The sequence below is a fragment of the Stenotrophomonas sp. 364 genome (assembly GCF_009832905.1).
Lineage (GTDB): Bacteria > Pseudomonadota > Gammaproteobacteria > Xanthomonadales > Xanthomonadaceae > Stenotrophomonas > Stenotrophomonas maltophilia_AP.
In genome coordinates this window covers 2,700,307-2,717,937 of the sequence record NZ_CP047135.1, presented here as the reverse complement: position 1 = coordinate 2,717,937, position 17,631 = coordinate 2,700,307, and the positions used below count along the sequence as shown (strand labels likewise).

12 protein-coding genes and 1 tRNA gene are annotated in these 17,631 nt (G+C 68.2%); 7 read left to right on the top strand and 6 right to left on the bottom strand.

From position 1 onward, the window contains the following. Positions 1-9: 9 nt before the first annotated feature. On the top strand, positions 10-237 hold the full coding sequence (locus GQ674_RS12340; protein WP_159497316.1) for a hypothetical protein: 228 nt from the start codon (positions 10-12) through the stop codon (positions 235-237). Further along, positions 234-509, top strand: coding sequence for a phage tail protein (locus GQ674_RS12335; protein WP_159497315.1), 276 nt, complete (start codon positions 234-236; stop codon positions 507-509). The genes GQ674_RS12340 and GQ674_RS12335 overlap by 4 nt, the downstream gene beginning before the upstream one ends. Here the strand turns inward: GQ674_RS12335 and GQ674_RS12330 are convergent. Together GQ674_RS12330 and GQ674_RS12325 are read right to left on the bottom strand one after the other, a co-directional pair. Next, the gene (locus GQ674_RS12330; protein ID WP_159497314.1) at positions 446-1,642 is read right to left on the bottom strand and encodes an integrase arm-type DNA-binding domain-containing protein; all 1,197 of its coding nucleotides are present in this window, start codon (positions 1,640-1,642) and stop codon (positions 446-448) included. The genes GQ674_RS12335 and GQ674_RS12330 overlap by 64 nt on opposite strands. A gap of 156 nt (positions 1,643-1,798) precedes the next feature. Next, positions 1,799-1,874, bottom strand: a tRNA-Ala gene (locus GQ674_RS12325). A gap of 371 nt (positions 1,875-2,245) precedes the next feature. Between GQ674_RS12325 and GQ674_RS12320 the strand changes: the two genes are divergently transcribed. The 3 genes from GQ674_RS12320 to GQ674_RS12310 all read left to right on the top strand — a co-directional run bounded on the left by GQ674_RS12320 (position 2,246) and on the right by GQ674_RS12310 (position 8,708). Further along, on the top strand, positions 2,246-4,795 hold the full coding sequence (locus GQ674_RS12320) for a Cache 3/Cache 2 fusion domain-containing protein (RefSeq protein WP_159497313.1): 2,550 nt from the start codon (positions 2,246-2,248) through the stop codon (positions 4,793-4,795). A 289-nt stretch (positions 4,796-5,084) separates the two neighbouring features. Next, entirely contained in the window at positions 5,085-7,412 is a 2,328-nt protein-coding gene (locus GQ674_RS12315) for a TonB-dependent receptor (RefSeq protein WP_159497312.1), read from the top strand. Positions 7,413-7,574: 162 nt separating this feature from the next. Next, positions 7,575-8,708, top strand: a complete 1,134-nt coding sequence (locus GQ674_RS12310) for a hypothetical protein (RefSeq protein WP_159497311.1) — start codon at positions 7,575-7,577, stop codon at positions 8,706-8,708. A 45-nt stretch (positions 8,709-8,753) separates the two neighbouring features. Here the strand turns inward: GQ674_RS12310 and GQ674_RS12305 are convergent, their stop codons facing one another. The 4 genes from GQ674_RS12305 to rnd all read right to left on the bottom strand — a co-directional run bounded on the left by GQ674_RS12305 (position 8,754) and on the right by rnd (position 14,055). Next, positions 8,754-10,820, bottom strand: a complete 2,067-nt coding sequence (locus GQ674_RS12305) for a DUF4034 domain-containing protein (RefSeq protein ID WP_159497310.1) — start codon at positions 10,818-10,820, stop codon at positions 8,754-8,756. Positions 10,821-10,938: 118 nt separating this feature from the next. Beyond that, complete coding sequence (locus GQ674_RS12300; protein WP_159497309.1) at positions 10,939-12,114, bottom strand: serine hydrolase domain-containing protein; 1,176 nt, start codon at positions 12,112-12,114, stop codon at positions 10,939-10,941. A gap of 150 nt (positions 12,115-12,264) precedes the next feature. Then, positions 12,265-12,837 (bottom strand): hypothetical protein, encoded by a 573-nt coding sequence (locus GQ674_RS12295; RefSeq protein ID WP_159497308.1) that lies wholly within the window; start codon positions 12,835-12,837, stop codon positions 12,265-12,267. 138 nt (positions 12,838-12,975) lie between these two features. Beyond that, positions 12,976-14,055 (bottom strand): ribonuclease D, encoded by a 1,080-nt coding sequence (rnd, locus tag GQ674_RS12290; RefSeq protein WP_159497307.1) that lies wholly within the window; start codon positions 14,053-14,055, stop codon positions 12,976-12,978. A gap of 164 nt (positions 14,056-14,219) precedes the next feature. Here rnd and GQ674_RS12285 point away from each other — a divergent pair, with 164 nt between their 5' ends. Beyond that, positions 14,220-16,091 carry a formylglycine-generating enzyme family protein gene (locus GQ674_RS12285; protein ID WP_159497306.1) on the top strand — a complete coding sequence of 624 codons (1,872 nt, stop codon included), beginning with the start codon at positions 14,220-14,222 and terminating at the stop codon, positions 16,089-16,091. Positions 16,092-16,194: 103 nt separating this feature from the next. Next, the gene (locus GQ674_RS12280) at positions 16,195-17,097 is read left to right on the top strand and encodes a M48 family metallopeptidase (protein ID WP_038687367.1); all 903 of its coding nucleotides are present in this window, start codon (positions 16,195-16,197) and stop codon (positions 17,095-17,097) included. The last annotated feature ends 534 nt before the right edge of the window (positions 17,098-17,631 follow it).

Genomic DNA, 17,631 nt, shown 5'->3' with positions numbered 1-17,631 from the left:
CGCTACGACATGGCCGATGAGAACGGGGAAACCCGGCGCCAGCGCAACGCGCGCTTCGATGCCAAGTCCCCAGAGCTAGAGGTCCCGGACGCGATTACCGACGTCGACGGAGATACCTCGCTGATGCAGCAGTTCGGTCAGGAGCTGGGTCGTTTCGTGGAGGGCAAGTACCGAGAGCTGCAGATGAAGGACATGCGCCCTGGCGGCACGCTCCACGCGATGGGAGCCCGCCGATGACCGACACCTTCATCTGGAAGCCGACCAGCACCGGCGGCGGCACGGCCAACGCTGCCGTGCGCCGGGTGCAATTCGGGGATGGCTACCGGCAGGTGGCGCCCGATGGACTCAACCCGCGCACCCGCAGTTACCAGCTCACCTTCACCGGCTCGCAGGCGCGCATCAACGAGATCATCGACTTCCTCGATGCGCACGTCGGCCGGTCCTTCTACTGGCAGGGCCCTCGCGGCCTGCTGCTCTTCGAATGCCCCAGGTGCGTGGTTCGATTGTAGGCCCGGCCATTGGGATCTCGCACGGCATGCGCCAGCTGGTGTTCGATGATGTCCGGCCGGAAGCCCAGCACCTCGTCCAGGATGGTACGGGCGATGGCGCGGAACCCGTGCCCGGTCATCTGGTCACTCTCGAAGCCCATTCGGCGAAGCGCCGTGTTCACTGTGTTTTCGCTCAGCGGGCGGTGGGCGCTGTTGCGACCGGAGAAGACGTATCGGCCAGCAGCCGTCGCCATGGATCCCGCCGCAGGCTCCCGGTAGGTAAGCGGCCGGATCTCCCGTAGGATCGCCAGCGCTTGCCGCGACAGGGGAACCATGTGCTCGGCGCGCATCTTCATCCGGCCGGCAGGGATCACCCACACGCCCGCGTCCAGATCGAACTCGGACCATTCCGCCTGCCGCAACTCCCCCGGCCTCACGAACACGAGCGGGGCCAGTGCCAGTGCCCAGCGCGTCACCGGTCGGCCCTGGTAGGCGTAGATGGCCCGCAGCAGGGGTGCCAGTTCCTTCGGCTCGGCCAAAGCCGCGTAATGGCGTTTCGGCTTGGGCTGCAGTGCGCCGCGCAGGTCGGCGACTGGGTTGCGTTTGGCGATGCCCGAGGCGATGGCATAGCGCATGATCTGGCCGCAGTTCTGGATGACTCGGTGCCCAGACTCGATGGCGCCGCGGCGCTCCATCCGCCGTGCGATCGACAGGAAGTCCGGAGCCTCGAGCTCAGCGGCCTGGCGCGAACCGATCCACGGGAACACGTCGTTCTCCATCCAAGCCTCAACCTTGATCCGGTACGACGGCGCCCAGATCCGGCCCTTCATCCATTCCCGGCCGATGGACTCAAACGTCAAGGCGTTCAGCCCGGCCTTTGCCGCTGCCGCGTCCTTCTTCTGCTGGCCGGGGTCCGTCCCTTGCGCAAGCAGTCGCCGGGCATCTTCTCTGCGGTTTCGCGCCAAGGCCAGCGTGACCTCGGGATACACCCCCAGCGCCAGGCGCTTCTCCTTGCCGCCGAAGCGGTATTTCATCCGCCACCAGCGGCCGCCGGCGGGCGAGATCTCTAGGTAGAGGCCGCCGCCGTCGAACAGCTTCTGGGTTTTACCGGTCGGCTTGGCGCGCCGAATCGCGAGATCGGAGAGTGGGGGCATCGGTTTTGGGGGCAGAGAGCAGGTGCCCCAAAATATGCCCCCACGGTCTCACCAGCTGCAACGTGCCGGCTCGTCCTCGGCGGTACAACGAAAAAGGCCGGAAGCCCCGTTCTTGCAGGTGTTCCGGCCTTTCGAGTGCCCGATCGGGCTGAATATTGGTGGAGCCAAGGAGGATCGAACTCCTGACCTCGTCGATGCGAACGACGCGCTCTCCCAGCTGAGCTATGGCCCCACGGATGGTGCAGACCGCGTGGGCGTTGCCTCGCGATGCACCTAGTCTAGCGCCGTGAATGGGCCGCTGCCAAGGGGCGGCGGCGCTGGCAGGTGTACAACGCAACGCGGGCGGAGGACGGAGGCAAGGCGGTCTTGGCCTGCGGGACCTTCAGTCCGCGCGCGGCGCTCCGTTCTCGGCCGCCGCTCCCGTTTCTGAACGCAGTTCGGGGTTTGTGAAGACTTGTCACGATCCAATACAAGTAAAAACAATGACTTGGCGTTTTGCCCTAGTACGAAAGGACTAGCCCGGAAAAGGTAAAGAGGACCAAAAAGGGTGCCGATAAGAAGTGTGACGAACATCCCACACTTTTTCCCTTCCGAGTACCAACGATGACGACCCGTGCCGCCACCGTTTTCTCTTCCTCCATCGGCGCGCGCCTCGCGCTGCTGATGGGTCTGATCACTGCCGTTGCCTTCGTCCTGCTGGCGGCGCTGATCTACCGCCAGGTTGCGCACAGCTACGAACAGCGCGTGCAGGCCGGCCTGCAGTCGTCCACCGCGTTGATGCGGGATTCGGTCGAGCTGTACGACCGCAGCCTCAGCGACAGCACTGAACGCATGGCCGGCACCTTCCGCGCGCTGTTGCCCGACGGCGAGGCCAGCCTGGATGCGGCCGCCCCGGTTACCGTTGGCGAACGCCAGGTGCCGACGCTGCGACTGGGCACGCAGGCGATCAACCTGCAGGAATCGGCGGTGGACCGCTTCGCTGCCGCCACCGGGGGCGTGGCCACCGTGTTCGTGCGCGAAGGCGACGACTTCGTACGCGTGTCCACCTCGCTGCGCAACGCCGAGGGCGCCCGCGCGCTGGGCACCGCGCTGGACCACGCCAACCCGGCCTACGCCTCGCTGCTGAAGGGCGGGCGTTATACCGGCCCGGCGCGGCTGTTCGGGGTGGACTACATGACCCACTACACGCCGATCACCAACGCGGGCGGTGAGGTGGTGGGGATCGCGTTCGTGGGACAGAACTACTCCGACGGTCTGGCCGCATTGAAGGCGCGCCTGCGTACCGCGCAGCTGGGCAAGCAGGGTCATTTCCTGGCCGTGGATACCCGGCCCGGCGAGCGCTTCGGCAGCCTGATCGCCGCACCGTCGGCCGAGGGCGAGCTATTGGCCACGCAGGTGGACGCGACGGACCTGCCCGCGCTGGAGGCGCTGCTGGCGGGTCAGGCCGAGCAGGCTACGTTGCACCTGCGCACTGCGGCCGATGGCCCGGCGCAGGCCTACTTCGTGTCGGCCCAGGCGTATGGCCCCTGGAAGTGGGCGGTACTGGGCCTGGAGCCGGTGTCGGTGCTGCAGAGCGTGCTGCATACGCTGATGCTGCACATCGCGCTGGTGTCTGGGTTCGGCCTGCTGGTGGTGATCGTGGCGCTGCTGGTGGTGGTGCGGCGCATGCTGAGCGTGCCGCTGGCGCAGGCCGGGCAGGTGGCGCGTGATGTGGCTGCCGGTCGCCTGGACCGGCAGATCGTGGTCCAGCGCCAGGACGAGGTGGGGCAGCTGATGGGCGCGCTGGCGCAGATGCAAGGCAAGCTGCGCGAGATCATCGATGCGCAGAACGACATGAGCCAGCGCCATGCCGACGGTGCGATCAGCCACCGCATCGATGCCGGCCGCTTCGAGGGCGAGTTCGGCACGATGGTGAGCGGCACCAATGCCCTGGTCGATGCCCACATCAGCACCAAGATGCGCATGGTCGAACTGGTTCGCGCCTACGCCGACGGCGACCTGTCCGACGCGATGGAGGTATTGCCCGGCGAGAAGGCGCGGATCACCGAGGCGGTCAATGGGGTGCGCGGCCGCCTGCAGGCCATCAACGGCGAGATCAAGCGGCTGGTCGCGGCGGCGGCCGACGGTGATTTCAGTGTGCGCGGCGACGCCGACGCCTACCAGTACGACTTCCGCGTGATGGTGCAGGGCCTCAATACCCTGATGGTCACTGCCGACCACAACCTGGCGGCGCTGTCGGGGCTGCTGCGCGCACTGGCCGAGGGTGACCTGCGCGGGCGCATCGACGGCCAGTTCAACGGCGTGTTCGCCACCATGCGTGACGACGCCAATGCGACGGTGGCGCAGCTGACCGCTATCGTCGGTGACATCCAGCAGGCGGCGGTGTCGGTGTCCACGGCGTCTGCGGAAATTGCCGCCGGCAACGAAGACCTGTCGCGTCGCACCGAACAGCAGGCGGCCAGCCTGGAAGAGTCGGCCGCCTCGCTGGAGGAGCTGACCGCGGCGGTGAAGCAGAATGCGGACCATGCCCGCCGTGCCGACCGGCTGGCCGCCGAGGCGGCCGAGGTGGCCGCGCAGGGCGGCGCCGCGGTAACGCAGGTGGTGCAGACCATGGCCGGCATCGAAGTGTCGTCACTGCGCATCGCCGACATCACCACGGTCATCGACGGGATCGCTTTCCAGACCAACATCCTGGCCTTGAACGCGGCGGTCGAAGCGGCGCGGGCCGGGGAGGAGGGGCGCGGGTTTGCCGTGGTCGCCTCCGAAGTACGCGCGCTGGCGCAGCGTTCGGCCCAGGCCGCGCGCGAGATCAAGGGGCTGATCGAGGCCTCCAGCACCCAGGTGGCCGAAGGCAGCCAGCTGGCCCGCCAGGCCGGGCAGACGCTGCAGCGGGTGGTGGCCTCGGTGAATGAACTGGGCGGGTTGATCGAGGAAATCGCCAGCGCCAGCCAGGAGCAGGCCGCGGGCATCGAGCAGGTCAACCAGGGCATCGTGCAGATGGACGGGGTGACCCAGCAGAACGCGGCGCTGGTGGAAGAAGCCTCGGCCGCGGCACGGGCGTTGAACGCGCAAGCGGCCGACCTGCAGCACACCGTGGGCCGCTTCCGTCTGGCCGAACCGGCGGCCGCCGTACGCCGTTCGGCGGCCGCCTGAGCCCGTCCGGCGGCGCGCGCAGCTTCGGCCGCGCGCGCCGCTGACCAGATCCGGCACAGCGTCAAGCCTACCGGCCACTGCGCCGAGCGGGCATAATCCGCGCCAGAATTCCCGGCGGCTCAGCCAGCAGACCAGGGTAGGGGATGGACGGCCGTCCCCCGCATCGCCCTGCAACCAGCCTGCAACATCCACGCAATACCGTGCCCCATCGCTGTGAAGACAGCGGTGCCGATGTTGTTCATCCGCGTGTACCCCACGCCACCCGATCTGTACTCCCCGAGACCCCTGCATGCCTGCCTTCCGCACCACCTCCGTGTCGCTGCCGTCCCGTCATTCCACCGCGCTGCCGCGCCGCCATGCACTGGCGCTGGCCTGCGCCACCGCCTCGCTGTTCGGCCTGGCCGGCACCGCGATGGCACAGGACGCGTCGCCGACCTCGCTGGACACCATCACCGTCAACGCCGACCACCGCGAGCGCAACCTGCAGGAAGTGCCGGTGTCGGTGGGCGTGGTCCAGGGCGAGCAGATCCGTGACTACACCGCCGGCGGCGACGACACCCTGCTGGCGCTGTCAGGCAAGGTACCCAGCTTCTACGCCGAAACCACCACCGGGCGCATCTTCCCGCGCTTCTACATCCGTGGCCTGGGCAATATCGACTTCTACCTGGGTGCCTCGCAGCCCGTCTCGATCATCCAGGACGACGTGGTGCTGGAGCACGTGGTGCTGAAATCCAACCCGGTCTACGACGTGGACCAGATCGAAGTGCTGCGCGGCCCGCAGGGCACGCTGTTCGGCCGCAACACCACCGCCGGCATCGTCAAGTTCGACACCATCAAGCCGAGCCAGGAATCCAGCGGGCGCGTGCAGGCCAGCTACGGCAGCTTCGGCAGCGTGGCCATCGATGGCGGCGTGGGTGGTGCGATCAACGACATCGCCTCGTTCCGCGTGTCGGCGCTGTACCAGCACCGCGATGACTACGTCGACAACACCTACACCGGCCCCAGCGCCGACGGCACCGTGGCCCCGCGCAAGAATGCGATGGGCGGCTTCGACGACCGCAACGTGCGCGCCCAGCTGCTGCTGCAGCCGACCGACAACTTCTCGCTGCTGGCTTCGGCCCACGCGCGCGACTACGACGGCACCTCGACCCTGTTCCTGCGTGGTGCGATCACCAAGGGCTCCAACAAGACCGACGTGGCGCGTGACCGCGTGGCCTACGACGAAGCCGACAACAACCCGCAGTCGTACAAGACCTACGGCGGTTCGGTGAAGGCCGTGTACGACTTCGGCGACCTGTCGCTGACCTCGATCACCGCCTACGAAACCACCTCCGGCTACAGCCGCGGCGACACCGATGGCGGCGCGGCGGTGAACTACCCGGTCAACGGCCTGCCGAACGGCTATGGCCAGTCGATGGGTCAGATCCGCGACCTGGACCAGTGGACCCAGGAAGTGCGCCTGGCCAATGGCGATGACAACCGCCTGAAGTGGCAGGTGGGCGCGTTCTACTTCGACGGCCGCGACACCACCGATTTCTACCAGCGCGCCTGGTTCCTGCAGGGCAACGCGCGCAACCCGAACAACTGGGTGCGCCTGCGGAATGTCAATACCTCCTGGGCCGGTTTCGGCCAGGTCAGCTATGACGTGACCGACAAGTTCACCCTGACCGCCGGCGTGCGCCAGACCCGCGACGAGAAGCACACCCGCCTGCTCAAGACCGCCGACACCGCCGCCGGCGTGGTGACCTACAAGGGTCGCACCGACGTGGAAATGGCCGACACCACCCCGAGCTGGGACGTGAGCGCGATGTACGCGTTCAACCCGCAGTTCAGCGTGTATGCGCGCGTGGCCCGTGGCTTCCGTGGCCCGACCATCCAGGGCCGTTCGGCGGTGTTCAACGCCGATTTCACCACCGCCGATTCGGAGACCATCCTGTCCTGGGAAGCGGGCATCAAGAGCAGCCTGTGGGACAACCGCCTGCGCGTGAACGCAGCCGCGTTCACCTACGTGGTTAACGACATCCAGCTCAACGGCAACGATTCGGACGGCAACGGCGTGCTGTTCAACGCCGACAAAGCCAAGGCCTACGGCCTGGAAGCGGACATGCAGCTGCGCCCGATTCCGAACCTGAGCCTGAGCGCCGGCGTGAGCCTGCTGCATAGCGAGATCCAGGACGACCGCGTGTACGCCCAGGTGTGTGCCCTGAACGGCGCGGTGGTGTGCACCGTGAACGACCCGACCATCAAGGTCGGTGCGAACACGTTTGCCCAGATCAACGGCAACCCGCTGCCGAATGCGCCGAAGTACAACATCAACCTGGCCGCACGCTACGACGTGCCGGTCAACGACAGCGATGTGTTCTTCGTGTCCACCGACTGGAACAAGCAGGGTTACACCAGCTTCGTGCTGTACGACTCGGCCGAGTTCAACTCCAAGGGCAGCTTCGAAGGTGGCCTGAAGCTGGGCTACTCCGGCAACTACGGTGCGTGGGAAGTGGCCCTGTTCGCGCGCAACATTACCAATGAGAAGAACCTCAAGGGTGTGATCGAGAACTACATGGCGGCGGTGTACAACGAACCGCGCACCGTGGGCGTTTCGCTCAACATGAACTGGTGAGTTCGGCTGCATCGGCGGCGCGTTCGCGCGCTGCCGACGCTGACACTGAGGTAATTCCACAACGCCCTGCCCATGCAGGGCGTTGTGCGTTGCGTGCTATGGTCCCCGGCCCGCATCGGACGCGCGGTTGCCCCGATGCCCCACGTGGAAAGGACCTTGACGATGCTCCGGCAGCTCTACACGACCTACTCCGATCCCGTCGCGGCCAGGACGCTGGTGGCCAGCTGCAAGGCCGCAGTGGTGCAGTGGCGCTGGGCGACCGAGTCGATGGCGTTCGCCACGCCGTTCCTGCAGGAGAAGCAGGGCGGGCCAAAAGCGCGGTGGGTCACCGATGACAAGGCGGACCCCGACAAGCACGTACGCCATGGCTTCGATGCGCAGGGGCGGGTAGTGATTGAATGCGGAACGCGCGGCGCGATCACGGCGTGGCTGCATGCGCCCGGTGTGCGCCACAGCCTGTCGTTTGACGACGGTGACATCGAATCGGGCTGGGAATGGCGCGAGCACGACGGCAAGCTGCAGGGGCTGGACCTGATCACCGACGATCGCGGTTTCAACGAGACCTACCATTGGGAGGGCGACCGGCTGCAGCGGGTGGTGATCGAAAACTGGTCCATGCGCGAGCGCACCTGGTGGTGCCAGAACGTCTATACCTACAACGCCGCCGGCCAGCTCGACACGATCGTGCTGGAGTACCTCGATGCCAATGGCCGGCGCAGCGGCGAACGCCGCCTGGAGTACCAGCGCCCGCGTCCGGGCGAAACCCTGGCCAAGGTGACTGCCGAGGTGGAGCGGTTGCTGATCGAGGCGATCAGCGCACAGCTGCGACGTATTCGGTCCGGCGAGCCGCTGTACTGCCTGCTGCTGTGCTTCACCGAGGAAGACGTGCCGGCGGCCTGGCCGCCCTTCCTGGTGTGGGGCCGGCAGCCTTACCGGCAGGCGGTGCTCGACCGTGGCGACGACGAGGCGCGGTACTACCTGTGGGCACCCGACGAGATCCGCGCGGTGCAGGGCGACGGCGAAGAGCACTGGTTCACCGAGCCAGCACTGACCGAGGCCTGCCAACGCCACAGCCAGTACATGGAACTGCGCCAAAGCAGCGCATCGGCCATGCGTGTGCTCAAGAACGTGGCGGCATGGCTGGATGCCCCCGAGCGCCGCGCCCTGCTGAACACCACCGACGATTTCGTGGTGGCGGTGGCCGACAACACCGGCAGCATCGATCCATTGCCTGGCCTGCGCAAGGCGATCGGCCCGGACCGCTGGGCCGTGTTGAAGGCGCGCGGCTGCGTTTGATTCTTCGCCCCCAGGTAGAGCCGACCGTTGGTCGGCTTCCCCGTCTCAGACCGGCTGGACGTCGTGCCGGTCCGGCACGGCATGCTGGCCGAAAGTGAGCTGCCAGCTGCGCAGGTCCACCGCCTCGCGGTCGCGGGCCTGCTGGCGCGCGGCACGGCTGGCCCCGAACAGCTTGCCCTGGCCGTCGATCAGCGGGCGCATGCGCAGCACGTCGTCGTTGTCCGGGTCGGCTTCGGCGGCGCGCTCCAGCCATGTCTTGGCAAGGAATGCGTTGGCAGGCACGCCGTTGCCGAAGTGGAAGACATCGGCCAGGAAGCCGGCCGCCCATGCCCGGGTCGCGCTGTCGCCGCGCCACCACAGCGGCCCGAGCAGGTCGAATACCGCTTCCTGCTTGTCGGCGTCCTCTTCGCCCTGGTACAGCAGCACCGCCAGGTTCTTGTGCGCGGGCCGCCAGACCCGGTCGTGGGGCGCGGCTTCATCGACGCAGCGGCGATAGAGCGCGCGCGACTGTTGCTGGAGCGCCGGGTCGGGGGTCTGCTCGAAGGCGACGCCCAGCTGCCAGGCGCGGTTGTAGATCACCACCAGGTCGCCAGCGGCGATGGCCCGTTCGGTCCACGCGCTTTCCTGCGCCGGATCGATGAAGGCAGGAAAGTCCTGGCCGCCGACACGCCCGCGGTACAGGTCCACCAGGGTCGCCATCGAGCGCGGATCACCGGCCGCGCCGAGCTCCAGCAGCATCTGCAGACCCGCCGGGGCGGACACTGCGCAGAACAGGTTGGCCGCCACGGTGGACAGGTCGACCTCGTCTTCCCGCGCCATGGCCAGCGCCCCGCGCAGGTGTTGGGTGGCCAACGCGGCGTCGACGCTGAAGCCGAACAGGCCGGATTGGCGTCCGGCCGCCAGCCACGCCAGCGCATGCGCGCTGTCGGTCCAGTCTTCGACACTGGCCAGCGCCTGCGCAAAGAGCCTGTCGGCGCCTTCGACGTGTGCAAACAGGGCGCAGGCTTCCAGCACGGTTAAGCCTTCATCGACCACGCAGGCGGGGTCCAGCGCGAGTGCTTCGGCCAGGCAGTCCCGCGCGTGCGCCATCCGCGCCGGATCCCAGTGCACCTCGTTTTCCTGCGGTTCGTCGCGGCCCAGGTGGTAGTCCAGCATCGCCCACCAGCACAACACCTGGGCCCGCGTCGATGCATCCAGGTGCAGGTCGAGCAGCGCAGCGTAGGCCTGGTCGTGCTGGGCCACGTCCTCGGCATGCTCGGCGTCGGGGTGGAAATAGAGCCAGTCGCGTTCCTTGATCACGCGCAGGCGGTTGCGCTGCGGCAGCATCAACCGCGAGGCCTCGGGGCCATCGATGAAGTCCTGCATCACCGCATGGCTGCCGCCCCAGCGCGGGTACAGGTAGTACAGGTAGGTTTCCAGCGCGTCGGTGTCGTTGGCACGGATCGCCAAGGCCTGCTGCAGCCAGTAATCGGCGGCGTACTCGAACGCTTCTTCGCCGCGCCCGGCCAGCAGCGGCGGCAGGGCGGGCAGGGCCTCCAACGGGCGGCCATACGGCGCCAACAACGCCACGGCGGCCGCAAATCCATCCGGATCCTGGTGCTGCTGCGCGTTGTACAGATCGGCACGGCCACCGCGCTGCAGCTGCTGCAGCCAGCGCGGTTCGCCCAGGTAGCAGGACATGCGCAGCATGCGACCCAGCACGAAGGCCGGGCGCGGATGCCGTGCAATGGTATGCAGCCAGGCAGCCATCGCGTGGTCGCGGGCCAGGCCGGCCGCGTCCCATTGCACCTGGCGGATGGTTTCGATGGTTTCGCTGGAACGGATGCGCCCGCAGGCGCGATCCCACAGCGCACCCAGCACGGCCCAGGGATGCGGGCTGTGCGGCTGGTGCGCACACCACTGCCGCGCCTGCTCAAGCCGGGTGGGCAGGTCCTGCGCAGGATCAAGCAGGGTGGCCAGCAGCCAACCGTAGCCGAAGCGCGTGGTGCTGCCGTCGAGCCACTGCTGTTCCATCTCGCCCAGCAGCCGGTCGACGTCATCGAAGCGGTGCTGGTGCAGGGCATCGCGCGCGTTGCGGCGTAGGGTCAGCGCGTCGTGGGGGGAATGCGCCATGGGGAACAGCGTCCTTGCAGAGAATCGGACGCGCATTCTAGGCAATCTGCCGCCTGCCGTGACGGCCTTCCGTGACACAGGCAACGACGCCCTGCGCGTACAGGGCGTCGTGCGTGGACTACTTCGCGGCCGGGGTGGCGGCCGGCGCCAGTTCGGCGAACAGACCACCGAGCAGGCCCATGCTGGCCTTGTCGGCGCCCATGTCCTCGGCGGCGTTGGCGATGGCAATCACGCCGCTGTTCTGCGCGGGGAACAGCACCACCCAGGCCAGCCAGTTGCCATCCGATCCGCCGTGCACCAACACCGGGCCCTGGCGGCCGGCGATGGACGGCTGCACGCCCCAATCCAGTCCGGAGGGACTGCCCGGCTGCGCGGTCTGCATCAGCGCATACGACGCCGGGGTGAGTAGCTTGCCCTGGCCGCGGCTACCGGCCAGCTGATCCATGGCAAACAGCGCCAGGTCCTGCAGACGCATGTGCAGGTTGCCAGCCGCGGTGTAAAGCGGCGGTACGCCGTCATCCGCCTTCTGCGCTGCGGCAGTGACGGGCTTGCCGGCACGATGGCCCAGCAGTTGCCCGGCCGGCGGTGCGCCGAACCCGGCCCCGGTCATGCCCAGCGGCTGGAATACCTCGCGCTGGATCAGCGTCTCCACGTCCGTGCCGGTGGCGCGCTCGGCGATCACCGCCGCGACCAGGAAACCGCTGTTGCTGTAGGCAAATTCCGTGCCCGGCGGATGCACCGGTGCTTCGGACAAGGCGGCCCTGATGTAGGCCTCGCGTTGCACCGGCAGGGCGCGGATGTCGGTGAAGAAGGCATCCAGCGCGGCGCCATCGCTGAGGTTCTCCGGCAGGCCGGCGCGGTGCGACAACAGCTGGACCAGCGTGACACCGCGGTAGGCCGGCTGCATCTGCGCGGCCAGGTCGGGCAGCATCGCCGACAACGGTGCGTCCCACGTCAGCACGCCCTGTTCGACCAGCCGCGCGATCATCGCCACGGTGATCGGCTTGCCGGTGGAGCCGATCATCCAGGCATCGCTGTGGGTTGCGGCGGTGCGGGCATCGTTGCGACGCACGCCGCTGACTGCCTGTTCGGCGACCTTGCCCTCGCGGATCACGAGCACGCCCATGGCCGGGGTGGCGGTGCCCTGCATCGCCTGGGCGATGCGTGTCTGCAGGTCGTCGGCGGCGCTGGCGCTGGCGGCAACGCACAGGAGTAACAGGCCCAGCCACCGGCGCAGACCGCGCACGGTGGAGTGGGAGGAAGCTGCGGTCCGTCGGGCGGTGATCGTATGCATGGAAGTCCTTTGCGCAGCAGCATGGGCAGGATCTGCGCCATCTCGGCGTAGTCCTGCGGAATGCGACGTCCACCGGCACCCTGCACAGGCGTGGAAGGCGGCGTGCGATTCACTCTTGCATGCGCTGAACCGCCGCGGATGTGCCTGCAGTCACGCCCGGGACCGCGCGGTGCGCGCGCTGTTGCCCGCCGTACAGAATCGCGGGGTGGCCGCGGCGCAGCGCTGGGGTAAAGGTGCTGCCGGCGCGGCGCAGTAACGCGACCTGCTGTGCGATACAGGCACGTGCCAGCGTTCGTTGCCGGCGTCATCGTCGCCCAGGTAGATCGCAATACGGTTGTCGGCATCGTGGTGCAGGGTGGGGCTGACGCCGTGGTAGCGCTGCGTGCCGTCGGGATGGACGACGCGGACCTCGCCGCCGCAGACGAAATTGGCGCCGACCTCGGGATGCAACGCCGCGCACGCCATGCGCGATGGCTCGACCACTACCCGCCCGGCCGATGGCGATGCGAGCGCACCGCTATCGATCAGTTCGCAGAAGTAGTCGGACATGACCTCACGGATATCTGCTTGCGAGGGCATCCAGGGCGGGCAACTGTCGGGGTCGGGTTGGCAACTGCCGGCCGGTGCGTCGTCCTCGCGCAACGCCGATGCGTCGGCAAGCGCCGGGAGCAGCGCGGTTGCCAGCGGCACCAGCAGCAGCCATCGGGACAGAATCTGGATCATGCACGCCACCGGGGCAAGGGGGCGGCAAGTGTAGGGCGACACACGCCCTGCGTGCGCCACCGGCGTCTCACTGCGGGCGGTACCGGGGGCCAACGCCCCGATACCGTGTCGCATGCCGCCCGGCGGGCGGCGGTGCGTTCAAGCGGCGGGCAGCAACGGTGCCAGCACCGGCTCCAGCTGCTGGCGGCGCCAGCCGGCCAGTGCGTTCGGCCACTGGCGGCTTTCCAGGTAGCTTTCCAGATGCTTGCGCGAGGCCAGCACGCCGTCGGGCAGGCCCAGTTCGGCGGTGCGTGCGCTGACCGCATCCTGCAGACGCTTCAGGGCCTGCTTGTTGCTGTCGGTGCCGGGCAAGGCCAGCGGTGCGTCGGCTTCGTCGTCGAGCGGTGTGGTCAATGCCTCCCAGACCGGCGAGAGCAGCTTGCGCGGTGCTTTCGGGAACCCTTCCATGAGCTTGTCCAGCGCGGCCATGTCGGCCGGCGGCGTGCGCGCGAGCAGGGCGGCCAGTTCGTTGTCCAGGATCCAGCTGCGCGGCTTGTCGCTGCTGCGCGCCTGCACATCGCGCCAGCGCAGCAGACGCAGCAGGCGCATCTGTGCCGCGGCGTCCATGAACTGCGCCGAGCGCATCGCCACGTGCGGCCAGCGGTCTTCGTCGTTCTCGACGCTGGCCAGCAGGCGTTCGGCGTCGTCCTGCAACCACTGGCGACGGTCCAGCTCGTCCAGCCTGGCGTCGATCGCCTCGTGGATCGCGAACAGGTACTCCACGTCATCGGCGGCGTAGTCCAGCTGCGCTTCCGACAGCGGCCGACGCATCCAGTCCGAGCGCGTCTCGCCCTTGGCCAGGGTCACCCCGGTGATCGCGTTGACCAGCTTCTGGTAGCCCATGCCGCCGCCGATGCCGGCCAGCGCCGCGCCGATCTGGGTATCGAACAGCGGCCGTGGCAGCACGCCGCAGGCGACCTTGAAGGTCACCAGGTCTTCGCTGGCGCTGTGCATGATCTTCAGGATGCTGGTGTCGGCCAGCCAGGTGGCCAGGGCCTCGTTCATGCCGGGAATCAGCGGGTCGATCAGCAGGATCTCCTCGCCAACGGCCATCTGCACCAGGGCCAGCTGCGGCCAGTAAGTGCGTTCGCGGATGAATTCGGTGTCCAGCCCGATGCGGGTGGGGCGCTGGCGGTAGCGCTCGTCCAGTTCCGCCGGGGTTTTGATCCAATAAGCCACGTGGGTTCCATCTACTGCAGGGGGTGCACAGGGGGAGCAGGATAACGCGCCGTGGTCTGCCTGCGCGCCGGTATCATGAACCTGTCACCGCGTGGCGGCCGGCGCGGCTTGCCTCACCCGGTCGGATTCAGCAATGCTCGTGCCTGGCTGCAAGGAACCTGATTTTGCGCAACTTCGTCCTTACCGCGTCGCTGTTGGCCGGTGTGCTGGTCGCCCTGGCCGCATGCTCGGCCGATGCACCGCCGCCGCCTGCGGCGGCGGCCAAGCCGCAGGCGCGTGCCCAGCCGGCCGCTACGGCGCCGGCTGCGCGGGTGACCATCGGGGGCCAGGACGCGGCCGAGACCGTGCAGCGCTGGCAGCCGCCCGCGGTGGAGATTGCCGACGACGGCGTTGCGGCGGCGCGGCGCCAGGCAGCGCAGGCCTTCGAGCAGGGCCGGTTGTACGAGGATGCGCAGGCGGCGGTTCCGCTCTGGCTCGCGCTGCTGCAGCGCGATGCCAAGGACCGTCAGGCCGTGGCCGGGCTGAAGCGCGCACGCCAGCAGCTGCTGGAGGATGCCAACGCGTTGCTGGTCCGGCCGTTGAAACAGCGCGAGGCCGTGGCGCAGGCCAGCGACATGGCCCTGGTGCTGCTGACCATCGCCCCCGACGACCCGCGCGTTCGCCAGCTGCAGTCGCGGGTGGAAATGGCGCAGCGGGTGATCGCCTACAACCGTGCCGGCGAAGAGGATCTGCGCGCCGGCCGGATCGGGGAAGACGGCGATGGCGCCATTCCCAACTTCCGTGAGGCGCTGGCGCTCAATCCCGACGACGCCCGCGCCCGCCAAGGTCTGGCCGCCGCCGAGAGCGGTCTGATCGGCCGCGCTGAAACCGCCGCGCGTGCCAGCGATTTCGCCACGGCGGGAACCTGGCTGGCCGAGGCGGCCAAGGTGCGGGATTCGTCGATCACCATCGCCGACGCATTCGAGCGCATCGAGCGCATCCGTGCCGATACGCTGACCCGCCTGCGTGACGAAGGGCTGCGTGACCTGGCCACCCCGCAGGGGCTGAAGGCCGCGCGCGAGAAGCTCGAAGACGCGCTGCGCATGGCCTTGCCCGGTGACCCGGTGGTGGGGCAGCTGCGCGAACGCATCGAGCTGGTGACCCACTACGGCAGTTTCCGGCCGCGCCAGGTGTTCAGCGACGCCCTGCGCGATGGAGGCCGTGGCCCGCAGATGATCGTGGTGCCGCACGGCGGCTTCCAGATGGGCGCCGGGGACGCCGAGCTGGGGGCCAGCGATGCGGAGAAACCCTCGCACTACGTGCGTTTCGAGCGCGGCTTCGCCCTGTCGATCACCGAGGTCACCGTCGCCGATTTCCGCCGCTACGTGCAGGCCAGCAACGCCCGTCCGCGCGCGACGCGGCGTGGCCACTCGATCGTGTACGACGAACGCAGCGGCAATTTCGTGCGGCACAGTGGCGTGGACTGGCAATCGGATTACAACGGTGCCCCGGCGCTGGCCAATTCGCCGGTGATGCACGTCAGCGTGCGCGACGCCGAGCACTACGCGATCTGGCTGTCCGAACAGACCGGCCGCTCATACCGACTGCCCAGCGAGGCCGAGTTCGAATACGTGCTGCGCGCCGGCAGCAGTGGCCGCTACCCGTGGGGCGACGCGGGTACGCCGCCACCGCGCTCGGGCAACTTCACCGGCGCCGAGGATGTCTCGCCGTCAGGCCGGCGCTGGTACAACGCCTTCGTCGGCTATGGCGACGGCTGGTGGGGCCCGGCGCCGGTGGCCAGCTTCGAGCCCAATGCCTGGGGCGTGCACGATGTGGCCGGCAACCTCAGCGAGTGGGTGGCCGATTGCTGGCATGCCAGCTACCGGCGCGCGCCGGCCGATGGCGCGGCCTGGTTCAACCCGGGCTGCCGGCAGCGGGTCATCCGCGGCGGCAACTGGGCCAATGCCCCCGAACAGACCCGCGCTGCCTGGCGGCAGTCGCAGGATTCGGACACCACCAGCGCCCGGATCGGGTTTCGCCTGGTGCGCGGCATCTGACTGACCAGGGCGTCGAGCCGGCACTCACGTCAAATCCCGCCGCAGCCACTAAGATGTCGCCGTGCCGGCCAGGGTGGCGTCGGTCCAGCGAGGAACCTGCACCATGCGCAACGATCCATTCGGCGGCCAGCAACAGGGCCGCGCCCGGCGTCCAGGGCTGTTCGGCAACATCCGCTGGTGGGTGCTGCTGGCGTTCGCCGGTTATGCCGCCTTCTACTGGTTCTCCAACCGCGCGGTGGACCCGTACACCGGTGAAAGCGTGCTGATCGACAGTGCGCTGGACGCCAACCAGGAAAAAGCCCTCGGGCTGCAGGCCTACCAGGAGATCCTGGCGCAGGAACGGCCGGTGGATCCCAACGCGCAGGTATCGCGCGATGTCCGCGCGATTGCACAGCGGCTGATTGCCAAGGTGGACGTGGTGGAAACCGCGTTGGCCGAAGAACACGGGCTGAAGCCGGCGCATTTCTCGCGCGACTTCGAGTGGGAAGTCAACGTGATCCAGTCCGAGCAGGCCAACGCGTTCTGCCTGCCCGGCGGCAAGATGGCGGTCTACACCGGGCTGATTCCGGTGGCGCGCACGGTGGATGCGATGGCCGTGGTGATGGGCCACGAGATCGCCCATGCCCTGCTGCGCCATGGTGCCCAGCGCATGGCCCAGCAGAAGCTGACCCAGATCGGCCAGATGGCCGGGGCCGCCAGCGGCATGGACCCGCAACAGCAACAGATGATGATGTCGGCGATGGGCTACGGCTACCTGCTGCCGTATGCGCGCAGCCACGAAACCCAGGCCGATGAAGTGGGCCTGATGCTCGCCGCCGCGGCGTGCTTTGATCCGCGCGAGGCGGTGCCGCTGTGGGAACGCATGGGCCAGGCCAGTGGCGGCCAGGCACCGCCGGAGTTTTCCTCGACGCACCCCAACCCGGGCACCCGCATCCAGAACCTGCAGGCGCTGATGCCCAAGGCGATGGAGTACCGGCAGAAGTTCTGCGAAAGCGCGGGCGGGTAAGGGCGATCCGACCGGCGGAAGGCGTAAACGGGGGACCGATAACGTACGCCGGGCTCTGCCCGGCTTCCGTCAGGTTGTGGTGATCATTGATCGCGTGCAGCCGGGCAGAGCCCGGCTCTACGAAATCGCGGGCGGGTCAGGACGGTGTAACCGACGGAACGCTGACGTAGCGCCGGGCTCTGTCCGGCTTCCGTCAGGTCGTGGTGATCGTTGATCGCGTGCAGCCGGGCAGAGCCCGGCTCTACGAAATCGCGGGCGGGTCACGACGGTGTAACCGACGGAACGCTGACGTAGCGCCGGGCTCTGCCCGGCTTCCGTCAGGTCGTGGTGATCATTGATCGCGTGCAGCCGGGCAGAGCCCGGCTCTACGAAATCGCGGGCGGGTCAGGACGGTGTAACCGACGGAACGCTGACGTAGCGCCGGGCTCTGCCCGGCTTCTGTCAGGTCGTGGCGATCATTGATCGCGTGCAGCCGGGCAGAGCCCGGCTCTACGGGGACGCGGGCGGGTCAGGACGTTGTAATCGACGGAACGC

What these genes read in the sequence shown, in the direction of transcription:
- GQ674_RS12340 (WP_159497316.1), top strand. Translation starts at nt 10, where the DNA reads ATGGCCGATGAGAACGGGGAAACCCGGCGCCAGCGCAACGCGCGCTTC.
- GQ674_RS12335 (WP_159497315.1), top strand. Translation starts at nt 234, where the DNA reads ATGACCGACACCTTCATCTGGAAGCCGACCAGCACCGGCGGCGGCACG.
- GQ674_RS12330 (WP_159497314.1), bottom strand. Translation starts at nt 1,642, where the DNA reads ATGCCCCCACTCTCCGATCTCGCGATTCGGCGCGCCAAGCCGACCGGT.
- GQ674_RS12320 (WP_159497313.1), top strand. Translation starts at nt 2,246, where the DNA reads ATGACGACCCGTGCCGCCACCGTTTTCTCTTCCTCCATCGGCGCGCGC.
- GQ674_RS12315 (WP_159497312.1), top strand. Translation starts at nt 5,085, where the DNA reads ATGCCTGCCTTCCGCACCACCTCCGTGTCGCTGCCGTCCCGTCATTCC.
- GQ674_RS12310 (WP_159497311.1), top strand. Translation starts at nt 7,575, where the DNA reads ATGCTCCGGCAGCTCTACACGACCTACTCCGATCCCGTCGCGGCCAGG.
- GQ674_RS12305 (WP_159497310.1), bottom strand. Translation starts at nt 10,820, where the DNA reads ATGGCGCATTCCCCCCACGACGCGCTGACCCTACGCCGCAACGCGCGC.
- GQ674_RS12300 (WP_159497309.1), bottom strand. Translation starts at nt 12,114, where the DNA reads ATGCATACGATCACCGCCCGACGGACCGCAGCTTCCTCCCACTCCACC.
- GQ674_RS12295 (WP_159497308.1), bottom strand. Translation starts at nt 12,837, where the DNA reads ATGATCCAGATTCTGTCCCGATGGCTGCTGCTGGTGCCGCTGGCAACC.
- GQ674_RS12280 (WP_038687367.1), top strand. Translation starts at nt 16,195, where the DNA reads ATGCGCAACGATCCATTCGGCGGCCAGCAACAGGGCCGCGCCCGGCGT.